Here is an 11,964-nt window from a genome sequence, read left to right as displayed (position 1 = left end):
TAAACACTAAAAAACAGAATAGGTTGCAGAATATATTGCAATTGAGAGGACAGTTTTTATTTTTTTATGATCAATTTACTCCTATTTAGGGTTGGTTAATGCTCTGTAATACATATTATCTAATTGAATAATTTATTTATGTTTATTCATGCTTGAAAATGAAATATGATTAACACTTAAATTAAATAACTATTTTGAGTGTTATACCCAAGAGTTCTTTTTGGAAGGAAGACACAAATTGTAACAGTTTGCTGTATTGCTGACTCTTATTTTTAAACATTATTACTGTTAGGATTACTCTCGGTTTGTGTGAAGGAATGCGTAAAGACTGAAATGGCGAGCATTTAATTGTTACTATCTATTATATTGTAAGGATTTTTTAATCGATGAGAGTTCATTTTAATTTATATAGTAAGGTAACTTTAAGTAATTAATAGGATGTATATCTCTATTAGAAATAGCACCTCAATCCATATTATTTAGAAATACTTGATTAAGATACCTACTGTTCAAGTGATCTGTCTTTATTATCAAATTACTCGTTGTGTTATACAAGAGCGAAAAGTATGAATATGGTTAAATTGCTCATTACTGTATTACTTATTGGTTGTTCATTTTTATTAGGGGTAATGGTTAATTATAAGCCAAACCCAGATCTGATTAAATTGGCCAAATACAATGTGGCAGATTACTTGTCTTATCCTGAATCCGCATCATTTAGGAATATTAAGTATAATTTTATTCGCTCAACGGCTGATAAAGGGGAGGTCGGCTATGTTTGTGGTGAAGTACTGCGTGTTAAAAATGCAAAAATCGAGGGTTATAAGCGATTTGCCGTAAAAACGTATAAAAATCAAGATGGCAGGATTGCACTATCGATTCCGCTCGTAGAAGGTGATTATGATTTGTTACCTTTATCGGTCATGGAATCTTTATGGACAAGATATTGTCAGTAAATAGATATTTTATTTTACTTTTTATTAACATTTAAAACGTAAAGTAATAACTGTTTAATATTATTAGGTATCTACAGGAAAGGCTTGAATATTAGCAAAGCTGTAAATTAACTGGCTATAAAGATTAACGCTTGATAACGTCACTATTATCAAGCGTTTTCTTTATTGTTATTTATTTAATGTATTGATTAATAACTGATGGCGGCTATTGTAAAACTTAAGGTAGGTCATATAACCTGCCAAAATGGTCGATAAGCTGGCTGTTGCTAGTAACATAAAAGTGACCATGATTTGATATTTCACTGCTTCTAATGGATCAACCCCAGCAAAAATTAATCCAGACATCATACCGGGTAAACTGACAATACCGACGGTTTTTGCGGAATCTACAGTCGGGATCAAGGATGCGCGAATACTGTCTCGAATAATGGCGATAGAGGCCACCTTAGGTGTTGCACCTAAACTTAGCATCTCTTGTATTTGTTGTTGTTGGCTACTAAATCGTTGGCCTAGATTATTGAAACACAGACCGACAGCAATCATGGCGTTCCCTGCGATCATGCCTGTGATTGGAATAACTTGCATCGGGGTAAAAGCTATTGCTTTTGTGATGATCAGTATTAATAGGGTTAAGAGTGTTCCAGAGGTAATGGCGATAAAAGCGGTCAAAAAGATTTTATCAATATATTTACTGCGCTTTTTGGCATTCCAAGCCGCATTAAAACAGATAAACATCACCATCGCGATAGTCAGAACTTCATGATCGACATTAAAAATGTATTTTAGAATATAACCAACAATCAATAGCTGGATGATAGCGCGTAGAGTGCTCCAAATAATATCTTTTTCTAATGCCAGTTTTTCTTTATGGCTGATAAAGATAGCGACCAAAACAAGCATAATAGAAAAGCCCAGAGATTCATTGGTAATAGTGGGTTGGTGCATGACTCATTCCTATTTATCTGCATTATGGACGGGAAGGGTAATAATGTCATCAGCATGTGCAATTTCATCCTGATCATGAGTCACCCAAAGAATAGCGATATTTTGTTGTGTCGCTAACTGGTGGATTAGCTCATTAACTTTTACTTTATTTGCTTCGTCTAATGCGCTGGTTATTTCATCTAACAGTAATATTTTTGGTAGAAACTGAAGGTTGCGAATCAACGAGATACGTTGTTTTTCTCCACCAGATAATTCATTAATGCCTTTTTCTAATATTGAATCGGGTAAAGAAAAGTAACCAAGGTCTTTATAAATTTTATCTTTATTAAACGGTAGCTTACGTATCTGATAAGGGAAAAATAAGTTATCGTAAACAGTGGCTCCAAATAAAGAGGGGGTTTGAGTGCAATAAGAAACCTGTTGGCGATATTCCTCAGGGGGGATGGTTGAATAGTCATTGCCATTGAAGATAATTTGCCCTGAGGTAGGGGAAAGTAATGAAGAGATGATCTTAAGTAGCGTGCTTTTACCGCATCCCGAAGGCCCCGTAATGAGTTTAAATTCACCAGCCGATAAATCAAACTGAACTTTATCTAGTATTGTTTTGTTATCAATAACATATCCAATATTTTCTAATTGCAATAAACCGCGGTTTTTATCCATTTTTACGCTTAGCCCATAGAGTTAATGTGACGTCATGCAGGCAATTTTATAATTGATCATTGATTTGCTCGCGACATGAAACGGAACAAGGAATTTACCTTGTATAGTAATCCAAAATATTATGCGCCATTCACGCTAAGATTGACATATTAAGCGGAGCAGGGATCAAATAAAGAAGATGATTAGGATTAAGAAAATACATCTATTGATGGTTTTTAAACCATATTACATGGCTTAATCAAATAACGATATGTAGCAATAGGAATGTCATTAATGGTAGTGCAAAGAAATTAACGTTACATTGTGTTTAACAAGAGAAATTCTTAAAGCTGGGGCTATTTACCTTGTTGTTAATTGCAGATATTCTAACAAAAGGAGATGGCATTCCTCCTGTTTAAAAACCGTCCAAATAAAGGGCTGATGATGCCTACGTTCACCTTTTTAAATGATAGGGTACAGGTATTATGTGCCCTGAATATTTGGGGTATAAATGAGAGAGATCCCGTTCATTTATCCCCTTAAGCGCGATAAGGGGCTTCGTATGTATGCATCACTTTTTTCTATCGCATTAGGCTCAATTTTAGGTGGCTGGCTAAGATGGTTTGTGGGGCTGAAGCTGAATAACTTATACCCAAATATTCCGATGGGAACTGTTTTTGTCAATCTTGTCGGGGGATTCGTTATCGGTTTTGCCATTTCTTATTTTGCCAATGCCAATATTAGCCCCAATTATAAACTATTTATTGTCACCGGCTTTTGTGGCGCGTTTACTACATTTTCCACTTTCTCTTTGGAAGTATTAACGTTGATCCAAGAAGGGAAGTTAATGGTTGCATTGAGCACAATCGCCATTCATGTCATAGGCGCACTCATTTTTACTTTTTTAGGCATGATGAGTCACCACTGGCTCACTCAGTCGTAATCAACGAGTAGGGTAGATAGATGTAGGTGAAAAATGTGGTTGTTAGGCATTCGATAATCATCTTCTGATATTGCTGTGTTGAGAGCGGCAATCGTAAAATATTTCCCCAATTGATCTGTAAAATCGAGATCAACAGCAATAAATAGTCTGTCGTTCCACGATGGTGTATTTTGAGGTGGTTATTTTTCCATTATGGCTAAAAGGATGACTAAAGAAATCTAACGCACTTTAGCTATGATATTATTAAAGACTATCTCGACAATAAATCCCCCATTATTTTTGGCTAAAATATCACCAGATAGTATGTGATCTTAGTGATGGTTAGTCGTCATTTTATGGTTATTGTGAGTAAAAAAACACGTTTCGAGGGTTAAATTTAACAAATTAGTAATAAAGTAGATTATTTGGAATAACTGCTTTTACTTGCCTACAAAATTATTCTTTTCTAAAAATAATAAGTATATTTTTTGCAAACTCTCCATCTGACAACAGAATATAATCCCGTTGATTAATAAATAAACTAAAGTGTTATTCATTGTTAATGAGCTTTAATTAGAACGATAACGCTGCTCTTTAGCTAAAAAACAGACTAATTCTAATGTTATATGACGCTATGGTGTCATTTGTCACTGCTAAGGGGATGAGTCTTCTATTTTGCTATTCGCCCATTCTTCTAGAACGTTATCTATACATATTGATTTTCGATGATATTATGATTTTTACTGCTGTTTTTTATTAATGGCAGCGAAATAATCTTAATTTTGGCTATATATCACACCATCACTAAAAACATATTTTGTATAAAAATAAATAATAAAATTTATCATCTAAAGAAAATTGAATTAGAAACAGATATTGACGGGGAAAAGTTATGTCACAGATGTTAGCACTGTTTATTATCGTTTTGATTTTATACATTGGGGATGCTATTGCAGTAAGAACCAAAGCGTGGATCCCTTCCGTATTTGTATGTGCTGTTTTATTCCTATTCGGTTATTGGACATTCTTCCCTAAAGATATCGTCAGCATTGCCGGAATACCGCAAGTCGTGGCGGTGATGTTGATGTATCTGTTAATTACTAATATGGGAACGCTGCTATCACTCAAAGAGCTGTTGCGGCAGTGGAAAACCATTTTAATTTCGTTATCAGGGATCTTGGGCATCATTGTTTTTATTTATGCTGTCGGAATGGTGTTATTTGACCTGAATACGGTATTAGTGGCGATCCCTCCATTAGTCGGTGGTATCGTGTCATCCTTGATCATGTCTAAAGGTGCTGCTGATGCGGGTCTTATTGACCTATCGGTTTTTGCCATCCTTATTTACGTTATGCAGGGGTTTGCGGGTTATCCATTGACAGCGGTAATGTTAAAACGTGAAGGGCGTCGAGTGCTTGAGCAATATCGTCATGGTCAGTGGAAGGCGTCATTATCGGTTGAAGGGGCCGATAATGTTGAAGTGAAAACGGTCGTTTCAGAAGATGAAATGCCGAGATTATTTAAAAAAATTCCTTCTCACTACAATACCAGTTACTTCAAGTTTTTGCGCTTAGCAGCGGTGGGGTACTTTGCTTATTTAGTTTCTACATGGGCAGCACCTATCGTGAGTATTAGCCCGTTTGTATTATGTTTACTATTTGGCGTTATTGCATCGTCACTGGGCTTTTTGGAAAGACAACCGCTACAAAAAGCGAATGGTTTTGGTTTTGCCATTATGGCGTTAATGCTATTTATTTTTGACACTCTGAATCATGCAACCCCAGACATGTTATTAAGGCTTGTCTACCCTATGTTGGTGCTGATCATTGCAGCCGTTATTGGGATGTATTTAGCTTCGTGGATTGTGGGAAAAATACTGGGTGTCTCTAAAGAGATGGCCTTTGCCGTGTCGTTAACCGCACTGTATGGCTTCCCTGCCGACTATATCATTACGAATGAAGCCATCAATGCGCTGACCAAAGATGAGAAAGAGCGTCAAATTTTGACCGGACATATGTTAGGGCCGATGTTAGTCGGTGGATTTATCTCAGTAACCATGGTTTCTGTGGTATTGGCTGGGATTATGGTTGGTTTTATTACACCGCTTGCAGGGTAAATGATGATGGAAACAAGTACATTAAGAATACAACGCCATTTAGAACAATTGGCTGAATTTACAGCAACGCCGGGTCAAGGAACGACACGAATGAGCTATAGCGAGCAAGATAAGCAAGCACGTGATTATATAAAACAGCAAATGCGAGCACTTGGCTTGCAAGTTCGAGAAGATGCCATCGGTAATATTTATGGTCGTTTAGAAGGCTCAGAGGAGGGATTGCCTGCTGTGATTATTGGTTCACACTTTGACTCTGTTCCCCATGGCGGCGCTTTTGATGGCCCGGCAGGAATTGTGACAGGGTTAGATGTGGTTGCGCGCATTCGTGAACAACAATTGCAACCCCGTTACCCTCTTGAAGTGATCGCATTAGTCGAAGAGGAAGGAACGAGTTTTGGTCGTGGCTTGATGGCATCAAGTGTTATTACTGGGCTTATCGGAACTCAAACGCTATATCAACTGAAAGATAGGCAGGGTGTTTCGGCAGCGCAACGCATGGCAGATGCGGGCTTTAATGCAGATAAGGCGGCAGAGGCAGTGCTGGCACCTTCATCAGTCAAAGCATTTTTAGAATTGCATATTGAACAAGGTCCAGTGCTAGAGCAGGCCAATGAAGATATTGGAATTGTAGATATTATTGTTGGTATTGCACAACTGGAAGTAAAGCTAAGCGGTAAGGCGGGACATGCAGGAACGACACCAATGGATATGCGCGCTGACGCATTAGTCAACGCTAGCCGTATCATTAGCCAAATTCCTGATATTGCTACTGCCGCTGGGGATAATACGGTTGCAACAGTAGGGCGATTAAACGTCTTACCAAATGGCGCAAATGTGATCCCAAGTGAAGTGACTTTTAGCGTCGACATTCGCTCAAGAAATGAATCCGCTTTGCGTAACACCATCGAGCAGATCATTGCATTGGTGAAACAAGAGAGTGCTAAAGGCAATATTCAAAGTGATATCGTTCAGCCTCTTTATGTGTCTCCTACCGAATTAGCCCCTGAAATCCATCAATTGATGGTACAACATGCACAAAAGCAAGGTTTGCGTTATCGCACTATGGTCAGTGGTGCAGGACATGACACGATGATTTTTGCCGGTATTACGCGCACGGGGCTAATTTTTGTGCCTAGCCGTAATGGGTTAAGTCATCACCCTGATGAATGGACGGATTATGCACAAATTGCGCTAGGGGCCGATGTAATGTTCGCGACGGTTCGTTCGCTAACAGAGTGTTAAAGTGAAGAGAAGTATTATGTGATTAAGCAGATGAAGGCGTCTGTGCATAAGAAGGTAAAGGTAGAAAAATGGTAAACACAACAATTACAGCAGCAATCAAAAAACATACCGCAGATATGATTGCATTTCGTCGAGACCTGCATTCACACCCTGAATTGCCATGGGAAGAAGTACGAACCACTAAACGGATTGCGGAAGAGTTAAGTAAAATCGGTATCGAATATCGTTTAACAGAGCCAACAGGCATTATCGCGGAAATTAAGGGCGGTAAACCGGGAAAAACCGTTGCATTACGAGCTGATATCGATGCGCTACCCGTACTTGAGCTGAATGATGCATTAGACTATAAGTCTCAAAATCAAGGAAAAATGCACGCTTGTGGTCATGATGCGCATACCTCTATGTTACTGACGGCGGCAAAAGCGTTGTATGAAATTCGTGAGGATTTGAAAGGCAATGTAAGGTTGATTTTCCAACCGGCGGAAGAGATTGCTCAAGGTGCACGTGAAATGGTCAAGCAAGGTGCAATTGACAATGTTGATAACGTTTTTGGGATGCATATTTGGTCTACAACCCCCTCTGGGAAAGTCTCTTGTAATGTGGGGGGAACCTTTGCGTCGGCGGATTTACTTGTCGTGAAGTTTAAAGGACGTGGCGGCCATGGTTCGATGCCTGAAGCAACGGTCGATGCGGCTGTTGTGGCTTCTTCTTTTGTGATGAACTTACAAGCTGTCATTTCACGGGAAACATCGGCACTTGAGTCTGCAGTGGTCAGTATCGGTAAAATGGACGTGGGAACGCGTTTTAATGTTATTGCGGAGAATGCAGTATTAGACGGAACGGTACGTTGTTTTAATATCGAAACTCGGGATCGTATTGAAGCGGCTATCAGACGTTATGCAGAACATACCGCAGCGATGTATGGGGCTACAGCAGAAGTTATTTATACGTATGGAACACTGCCTGTGATCAATGAAGAGCGTAGTGCGCTATTGGCGCAATCTGTCATTACACAAGCATTTGGTGAAGATGCGTTGATGTTTGAAAAACCAACGACAGGTGGCGAAGACTTTAGTTTTTATATCGAAAATATTCCAGGTTGTTTTGCTTTATTAGGTTCAGGAAACCCTGATAAAGATACACAGTGGGCGCACCATCATGGGCGTTTTAATATTGATGAAGACGCAATGGCAACGGGAGCTGAACTGTATGCACAATATGCATGGTCCTATTTACAACAGGATAATTTCTAGTTGATGGTTCACCTTGTCGCGATAATCGCGGCAAGGTTTTATTTGTATTCTTACCTGCCGATAGAATCGTTTTATCTCATCGTTAAATCACAAGATACCTTGATGGATATTGTGAACATCAAAAATAAATCTAGCCATAAATATCATCTCCCCTAAAAGAGACGCAATTTAAAATTTTTAGAATACGTGAAGTATTAAGATTAAAATTTAGCTATAAATATAAAGAGAGAGAACGTTTTTATTTTTATTCTATTAAAAATGGTGATTTTGCGACGAATAAATAAATTATTAATATAGTGTTTAAAATATTTTACCAAAATACGCATAGTCAAATATAAACAAATGATTGTATATTTCACTTAAGTGGCCTGTTTTATTGACATGCTTGTTTTCATTAATATAATTCGGTGAAGTTTTACTTATATTGTGATGAGTAACAATAATTGAAACTCATCACAATTAAGCTAAGACTCATGATGTTTAAATATCGCTTTTCTTAAACGTTGTTGCTGCTCGAAACGTTGCTCTTGTGTTAATTGAGCGTCGTGAGAAAGCTGTGCCAGTAATATATTCATATTTGAGATTGAGTTTTCTGCTAATAGTGCGTCAACGTGTTTAACAATATTGTCGTAGTGTTGCATAACTATCTCCAATAGACATGATTAAAAATTATAACACATGGAATGTGGGTAGTATTATTTATTGTGGCTGTCGATGATTTATTTTTTATTACATCTAGCATAGGAATAAGATATTGAAATTAACCGTTATACTGCTGTGTTTTCTACTGTGTGCTTGTACATCAAAATGGGAACCAATAGGCCCTGTGGAATGGACTTACCAAGAGGCAGATTCACAATGTGAATTTGATTCTTTTAAGCGATTTCCAGTTCGTAACGAAGTCGCCCAAAGAACGGTGTATGAAACAATTACGAAAAAATGCAAGAAAAACGATGAATGCGGTAAAGAGAAAACTTATGAGGAAAAAGTTCCCAAGACGGAAAGTTATGTTTTGGATGTGAATAAAGATAGCCGCCATCGCGAATATATGAGTTGTATGAAAAGAAAAGGGTGGCAAGAGAAAAATATCTATTTTTGGGAATAGGCGCTTGCTAGCGTTTAATTAGATAAAAACTCAGATAGAGCCTTATGTGATAACTGAGGCTCTATCTATTGAGTATGCGTCAAATGATAGACATCTAATTTTGTTTATCAATGATCATAACAGCCATGGTATTTGGCTCAAGTGCTCGCATAATATGCGGCTCATCACCGGGGTAGTGGATATAGTCACCGGGAAACAACTCTGTTGGGTTATCTAAAGGGCCAACCATGGCACGACCGCTCATCAAAATAATGTGTTCACTCACACCACGCATATGAGGTTCTGAAATACGATCTCGCCCAGGCTCAGCAACCACAGTATAGATATCACGTTGTGAGTTCGCGGGTGCTGCTGAAAGTAAAAAAGCGAGATAATTAGCATGTTCAGCACTGACTTGAATACCATCACCATGGCGAATGACGGTGACTGGCTCATGTCTATCTTCAATTAATCGAGAAAACGGCACATCTAAAGCGACACAGATAGCCCATAGAGTTTCAATACTTGGATTGCCATTTCCGGCCTCTAGTTGCGAGAGTGTCGATTTAGCAATGCCCGCCTGACGAGAGAGTTCGGAGAGTGACAGACCACTTTTTTGTCGTTCTCTGACTAATGCTTTGGCGATTAACTCAATAGGTGGAGTGAAGGAGCTCAAGTTTTAGTTTCCTATTTTGATTGCACTTTTAGATAACTACCGACATAATGAACGAACGTATTATATATCGAACGATTCATTATGCTAACCTCAACGCTTAATCATAGCACGGTAAAAAACATTGCACTGGTTTGTCTTGCGGATTTAATTGTCGGCATCTCATATGGGGCACTAGCGCATTCTCAAGGATTTGATTTTTGGGTTCCTTTGACTCTTTCTATTTTAGTGTTAGCAGGGGCGTCAGAATTTCTTTTTATTGGGGTCATTTTTTCAGGCGGAAGCCCTATTTCTGCTGCCTTGGCGGGGTTACTCGTGAATTCACGGCATATTCCATTTAGCTTTGCCGTCAGTGAGTTAGCGGGGAAAGGCCCAAAAGCGCTATTGGGCTATCATATTATGAATGATGAAAGTGTGGTATTTGGGTTATCTCAGGAAACTGAAAAAGAAAAAAGAGCGGCATTTTGGTTATGCGGATTAGGGATATTAATTTGTTGGCCAATAGGCGTATTAATTGGTGAAGGTGTAGGAAGCTTTATTCAAGATACTCATACACTTGGTATGGATGCGATGTTCCCCGCAATTATATTGGCGCTTTCATTACCCGCATTGAAAGATAAGCGATTGCGGTTAGCGGCAATCGTTGGTGCTGTGATTGCCGTGATCGCTACTCCCTTTTTACCAGCAGGGATCCCCGTATTACTGGCCTTATTAAGCTTAGTTATATATGTGAGAGGTTAATAATGATGGATAACCCATGGCTGATTTTGAGTGGAATTTTATTGCTGGCAGTGGGCACTTATCTAATGCGCTCATCGGGTGCCTTGCTCAAAGGAAAAATTATTTTATCAGATAATAGTAAGGCTCTGTTTTCAGCAGCAGCTATTGTGATCTTGTTTTCAGTTGCGATGACTTCGACAGTATTTGAAGGTGACCATTTTTCGGATATACCTAAAATAATTGGTGTGTGTGTAGCCGGATTGCTTACTTGGTATCAAAAACCTTTTATTGTCATTGTGTTATCTGCTTCTGTGGTGACCGCATTACTGCGCTTAATTTTTTGATATTAGCTTAAAACGCCCCGTTCAAACGGACAAGGGCGTTTAATTCACAATAATTTGATAAAACGAGAGGATGGAAATTAAACGGTAAGATCTTTGATTTCGTCCGTTGCTGCATTTTTTTGGACAGAAGCAATCCCTTTTAATGCCGCTTGTTTAGTTGAATACATCTCGCTACTGGCGATAATCTCATGATTGGCCGCTTTAAGAACAAAATAATAAGGCTGAGCGGTGTCTTTTGTTGATTTTTTCAGTTCAAAATAACCCATGATTGACTCCAAAAATGGTATAAAGTGGACACTCAGAATGTCGCAATACTCGCTATTGCCTCTTAAGATTAGAAATAAATAGGCAAATTTACTAGTTTCAGAGCCTATTTAATTTGAAAAAAAAGCCTCTATAACATAGAGGCAATCGTAGGATTAATAGAACTAATTATTGTTAGTTTAAGATAACGAATATGAAGAATAGATGCTATTTGATTCTGCATATTAATCTAAAAGGTCGCATCTATAGATATTTTATTTTAGCGTTTATTGTGCAGCAGGCTCTGGTGCTGGTGCACTCTTTGTTGGTTGTGATGTGGGTTTCTGTTTTGCTGGCACATATTCAGGCACTTCAACAATACTCATTTTAACAAGGTAACGTTTACCATCAGCCGCTTTTGGTGCGTCATTCGCTAATTTTTTCAATGTCTCATTCGGTGTCGTTGTTTGTTGAGCAACACTAAACAACACATTGTGGTGGTTCCCCATATGTGGGCGTGAAGAGCGGTTATCAGGGCCGTTGGCTGCTGCGGCAAATCCAACAGACATTAACATGAGAGCAAGTAAACCAGAATTTAGTTTGTTCATTGATATATCCTCTTATTTGTATTGATTCAGATAATCAATTAATTCATTTTTTGCCGCAATCGCTTTTACCTCCTTTGACCGAAGCTTCACAATTACTGCACTTTTTCCATATTTTCTACTTAATTAGCCCCGCTCGTATCGACAAGGACTATAAAAAAGCATCACTTGTGCGGTGTCTACTTGAGTGGCTGGAAGGCGGCATGATAATCGATTAGC

The 11,964-nt window shown here is 38.5% G+C and carries 14 protein-coding genes and 1 riboswitch; of the genes, 8 read left to right on the top strand and 6 right to left on the bottom strand.

Annotated elements, in window-relative coordinates; all coding sequences use genetic code 11:
• The first annotated feature begins 566 nt into the window (after positions 1–566).
• The gene (locus PR675_RS02980; protein WP_004919010.1) at positions 567–956 is read left to right on the top strand and encodes a hypothetical protein; all 390 of its coding nucleotides are present in this window, start codon (positions 567–569) and stop codon (positions 954–956) included.
• 168 nt (positions 957–1,124) lie between these two features.
• Here PR675_RS02980 and fetB read toward each other — a convergent pair whose 3' ends face one another.
• Together fetB and fetA are read right to left on the bottom strand one after the other, a co-directional pair.
• Positions 1,125–1,901, bottom strand: a complete 777-nt coding sequence (gene fetB, locus PR675_RS02975) for an iron efflux ABC transporter permease subunit FetB (protein WP_004919013.1) — start codon at positions 1,899–1,901, stop codon at positions 1,125–1,127.
• A 9-nt stretch (positions 1,902–1,910) separates the two neighbouring features.
• Positions 1,911–2,564 (bottom strand): iron efflux ABC transporter ATP-binding subunit FetA, encoded by a 654-nt coding sequence (gene fetA / locus PR675_RS02970; RefSeq protein WP_004919017.1) that lies wholly within the window; start codon positions 2,562–2,564, stop codon positions 1,911–1,913.
• A 365-nt stretch (positions 2,565–2,929) separates the two neighbouring features.
• Positions 2,930–3,001, top strand: a riboswitch (Fluoride riboswitch).
• 104 nt (positions 3,002–3,105) lie between these two features.
• On the opposite strand from fetA, the gene crcB reads away from it, so the two are divergent.
• From crcB to PR675_RS02950, 4 genes are all read left to right on the top strand, one after another.
• Positions 3,106–3,486: a fluoride efflux transporter CrcB gene (gene crcB, locus PR675_RS02965; protein WP_014658179.1), complete on the top strand. Its 381-nt coding sequence runs from the start codon at positions 3,106–3,108 to the stop codon at positions 3,484–3,486.
• Positions 3,487–4,357: 871 nt separating this feature from the next.
• Positions 4,358–5,581, top strand: a complete 1,224-nt coding sequence (locus tag PR675_RS02960) for a hypothetical protein (RefSeq protein WP_060561318.1) — start codon at positions 4,358–4,360, stop codon at positions 5,579–5,581.
• Positions 5,582–5,584: 3 nt separating this feature from the next.
• Positions 5,585–6,823 (top strand): Zn-dependent hydrolase, encoded by a 1,239-nt coding sequence (locus tag PR675_RS02955; protein ID WP_223854756.1) that lies wholly within the window; start codon positions 5,585–5,587, stop codon positions 6,821–6,823.
• A 68-nt stretch (positions 6,824–6,891) separates the two neighbouring features.
• A complete protein-coding gene (locus PR675_RS02950) occupies positions 6,892–8,076 on the top strand; it encodes a M20 family metallopeptidase (RefSeq protein WP_004919023.1) in 1,185 nt (394 codons plus the stop codon).
• A 464-nt stretch (positions 8,077–8,540) separates the two neighbouring features.
• Here PR675_RS02950 and PR675_RS02945 read toward each other — a convergent pair whose 3' ends face one another.
• Positions 8,541–8,717: a DUF2526 family protein gene (locus PR675_RS02945; RefSeq protein WP_004919027.1), complete on the bottom strand. Its 177-nt coding sequence runs from the start codon at positions 8,715–8,717 to the stop codon at positions 8,541–8,543.
• A 113-nt stretch (positions 8,718–8,830) separates the two neighbouring features.
• Here PR675_RS02945 and PR675_RS02940 point away from each other — a divergent pair, with 113 nt between their 5' ends.
• Positions 8,831–9,181 carry a hypothetical protein gene (locus PR675_RS02940; protein ID WP_014658181.1) on the top strand — a complete coding sequence of 117 codons (351 nt, stop codon included), beginning with the start codon at positions 8,831–8,833 and terminating at the stop codon, positions 9,179–9,181.
• 94 nt (positions 9,182–9,275) lie between these two features.
• Here the strand turns inward: PR675_RS02940 and PR675_RS02935 are convergent, their stop codons facing one another.
• Entirely contained in the window at positions 9,276–9,836 is a 561-nt protein-coding gene (locus tag PR675_RS02935; protein WP_004919030.1) for a helix-turn-helix domain-containing protein, read from the bottom strand.
• A gap of 81 nt (positions 9,837–9,917) precedes the next feature.
• Between PR675_RS02935 and PR675_RS02930 the strand changes: the two genes are divergently transcribed.
• Together PR675_RS02930 and PR675_RS02925 are read left to right on the top strand one after the other, a co-directional pair.
• On the top strand, positions 9,918–10,574 hold the full coding sequence (locus tag PR675_RS02930; RefSeq protein WP_014658184.1) for an AzlC family ABC transporter permease: 657 nt from the start codon (positions 9,918–9,920) through the stop codon (positions 10,572–10,574).
• Between the two features lie 2 nt (positions 10,575–10,576).
• Positions 10,577–10,897: an AzlD domain-containing protein gene (locus PR675_RS02925; protein WP_004919032.1), complete on the top strand. Its 321-nt coding sequence runs from the start codon at positions 10,577–10,579 to the stop codon at positions 10,895–10,897.
• A 77-nt stretch (positions 10,898–10,974) separates the two neighbouring features.
• Here PR675_RS02925 and PR675_RS02920 read toward each other — a convergent pair whose 3' ends face one another.
• Positions 10,975–11,163: a YegP family protein gene (locus PR675_RS02920; protein WP_004919033.1), complete on the bottom strand. Its 189-nt coding sequence runs from the start codon at positions 11,161–11,163 to the stop codon at positions 10,975–10,977.
• Positions 11,164–11,427: 264 nt separating this feature from the next.
• Entirely contained in the window at positions 11,428–11,748 is a 321-nt protein-coding gene (locus PR675_RS02915) for a hypothetical protein (protein ID WP_004919034.1), read from the bottom strand.
• Positions 11,749–11,964 lie beyond the last annotated feature (216 nt).

It is taken from the genome of Providencia sp. PROV261 (assembly GCF_028477945.1).
Lineage (GTDB): Bacteria > Pseudomonadota > Gammaproteobacteria > Enterobacterales > Enterobacteriaceae > Providencia > Providencia stuartii.
The sequence above is the reverse complement of the archived record's forward strand: the minus strand, read 5'-3'. Positions and strand labels throughout refer to the sequence as shown.

Excerpts from the sequence above, each read along its gene's own strand:
- PR675_RS02980 (WP_004919010.1), top strand. The coding sequence starts at position 567 with ATGAATATGGTTAAATTGCTCATTACTGTATTACTTATTGGTTGTTCA.
- fetB (WP_004919013.1), bottom strand. The coding sequence starts at position 1,901 with ATGCACCAACCCACTATTACCAATGAATCTCTGGGCTTTTCTATTATG.
- fetA (WP_004919017.1), bottom strand. The coding sequence starts at position 2,564 with ATGGATAAAAACCGCGGTTTATTGCAATTAGAAAATATTGGATATGTT.
- crcB (WP_014658179.1), top strand. The coding sequence starts at position 3,106 with ATGTATGCATCACTTTTTTCTATCGCATTAGGCTCAATTTTAGGTGGC.
- PR675_RS02960 (WP_060561318.1), top strand. The coding sequence starts at position 4,358 with ATGTCACAGATGTTAGCACTGTTTATTATCGTTTTGATTTTATACATT.
- PR675_RS02955 (WP_223854756.1), top strand. The coding sequence starts at position 5,585 with ATGATGGAAACAAGTACATTAAGAATACAACGCCATTTAGAACAATTG.
- PR675_RS02950 (WP_004919023.1), top strand. The coding sequence starts at position 6,892 with ATGGTAAACACAACAATTACAGCAGCAATCAAAAAACATACCGCAGAT.
- PR675_RS02945 (WP_004919027.1), bottom strand. The coding sequence starts at position 8,717 with ATGCAACACTACGACAATATTGTTAAACACGTTGACGCACTATTAGCA.
- PR675_RS02930 (WP_014658184.1), top strand. The coding sequence starts at position 9,918 with ATGCTAACCTCAACGCTTAATCATAGCACGGTAAAAAACATTGCACTG.
- PR675_RS02925 (WP_004919032.1), top strand. The coding sequence starts at position 10,577 with ATGATGGATAACCCATGGCTGATTTTGAGTGGAATTTTATTGCTGGCA.
- PR675_RS02920 (WP_004919033.1), bottom strand. The coding sequence starts at position 11,163 with ATGGGTTATTTTGAACTGAAAAAATCAACAAAAGACACCGCTCAGCCT.
- PR675_RS02915 (WP_004919034.1), bottom strand. The coding sequence starts at position 11,748 with ATGAACAAACTAAATTCTGGTTTACTTGCTCTCATGTTAATGTCTGTT.